Here is a 1953-nt window from a genome sequence, read left to right as displayed (position 1 = left end):
GGTGACCGTCTGCTCTCATTCCTTCTCACTTTATAATGCAAATCTATTTGCTTATATTTTGACAACAAACATAGGAGGGTGGCCAGCGAAGCGTAGCCGGGTGAGTCTTCGTCGGCGTTCATCCCTCCTGCAATTTCCACCATCACATTTTAAAGCAAAGGGCAAACCAATAAATTTGTACTTTGCTTAACTTATTACATTGATCAAATTACTGTGCAGCATTTACTCAAAGCTCAAATAGACAAAATAAGCCCGGTAACCGACGAGGAGTTTGCCTACATTCTGTCGCATTTTGTGTTTAAAAAATTGAAGAAGCACGCTTTTTTAGTTCAGGAAGGCGATGCCGTGAAATACGATTATTTTGTATTGAAAGGTTGCCTCAAAGCTTCGGTTGCGGATGATACAGGCAAGGAGTACATTTACCAGTTTGCGGTTGAAGATTGGTGGATTACGGATAGGGATGCATATTTCAAAAAGTCGGCAGCTACTATTAACATTGATTGCCTGGAAGATTGCGAAGTGTTGGGCATCACCTTCGAAAACCGGGAAAAGCTTGGTGCCGAAATGTGGAAATATGAACATTTTTTATCGGTAAAGGCCAGCTTGGGCTATAACTCTTTGCAAAAGCGCCTGCAAATGATGATTATGGGTAACGCCAAACAACGGTACGAAAACTTTATTCAGCAATACCCTCATCTGTATAATCGGATACCAAAGTCGTTTATCGCATCATACCTGGGTGTGTCAAGGGAAACGCTGAGTAGGCTTTACAATTCCTGACGTGACAATTGTCACAAAATCAAAGTGACAAACGTCCTTCGCCAAGGTTAGCCAATTGGGCAGTTTTGTGTTATAAATAATTATAAAATGAAACGCTCAATTAAATCAGTTTTACGCCCCGCTGTAGCACTTGCTATCAGCCTCGGCTTTTTATCATTCTCATCTCACACAGTTTCTGCACAAACTGCAGTCAATGCTACGTTACTGCAAGCCGGTTATTATCGCATGCAAATTGGCGATTTTGAGGTGATCGCCTTATCGGATGGTACCATCCCACAGGAGTTGCCCAAACTATTAACCAACACCCGTCCCGGGGAAATTAACAAGCTTTTAACAGCCGATTACCTGCCAACTACGGTAGAGACATCGGTAAACGCCTACCTTATTAAAGCCGATGGTAAGCTGATATTGGTAGATGCCGGTACAGCCGGCAATTACGGGCCAACTCTTGGCCATTTAACCAATAGCCTGGCCGCAGTTGGCTATAAGCCCGAACAAATTGATGCGGTGCTGATAACCCATGCGCACATTGACCATACCGGTGGTTTAATGAATGGCGATAAAATGACGTTCCCCAATGCCACCATTTACCTAAGCAAACCAGAAGTTGATTTTTGGTTCACCGAAAAAAGTAAAGCCGCCTCCTCCGAAGCCTTAAAGCCATATTTTGCTTATGCCGAAGCTACCGTAGGCCCGTACCTTAAAGTTGGTAAAGTAAAAGCTTTTGGATATGATGAGGAGTTGTTTCCTGGTATTAAACCAATTGCCGCTGCCGGCCATACGCCAGGACATACTTTTTATGCTATAGAAAGTAAAGGGCAAAAAATGGTTTTCTGGGGCGATATTATGCACGCCGCCGCCGTGCAGTTAACAGATCCATCGGTAACCATAGTTTATGATGTTGATGCTAAAGCCGCCGCCGCAACCCGTAAAAAAGCTTTTGCGGATGCTGTTAAAAATGGTTATTGGATAGCGTCAGATCATTTGTCGTTCCCCGGTATTGGGCATTTAAAGGCTGATGGCACCAAGTACGAATGGGTGTCTGCTAATTACAGTACTTATGTAAGTGTGCAATAAAGGTTTTACGTAGAGAGGCTGTATCATAAATCATGGTACAGCCTCTTTTTTATTTGACAAAGGGCAAAGAATAGATTATCTATGCCTTGTTTTAAT

Annotated in this window: 2 protein-coding genes; both read left to right on the top strand. The window is 43.0% G+C overall.

The genetic code is table 11. The annotated features are described in order from the left end of the window. Positions 1–213: 213 nt before the first annotated feature. Positions 214–780, top strand: a complete 567-nt coding sequence (locus tag QWZ17_RS23325; RefSeq protein ID WP_290307731.1) for a Crp/Fnr family transcriptional regulator — start codon at positions 214–216, stop codon at positions 778–780. An 87-nt stretch (positions 781–867) separates the two neighbouring features. After that, positions 868–1857, top strand: a complete 990-nt coding sequence (locus tag QWZ17_RS23320; protein WP_290307730.1) for an MBL fold metallo-hydrolase — start codon at positions 868–870, stop codon at positions 1855–1857. The last annotated feature ends 96 nt before the right edge of the window (positions 1858–1953 follow it).

Source organism: Mucilaginibacter flavus (assembly GCF_030409315.1).
GTDB lineage: Bacteria > Bacteroidota > Bacteroidia > Sphingobacteriales > Sphingobacteriaceae > Mucilaginibacter > Mucilaginibacter flavus.
The sequence above is the reverse complement of the archived record's forward strand: the minus strand, read 5'-3'. Positions and strand labels throughout refer to the sequence as shown.

Coding starts and splice junctions, on each gene's coding strand:
- QWZ17_RS23320 (WP_290307730.1), top strand. CDS start 868: ATGAAACGCTCAATTAAATCAGTTTTACGCCCCGCTGTAGCACTTGCT.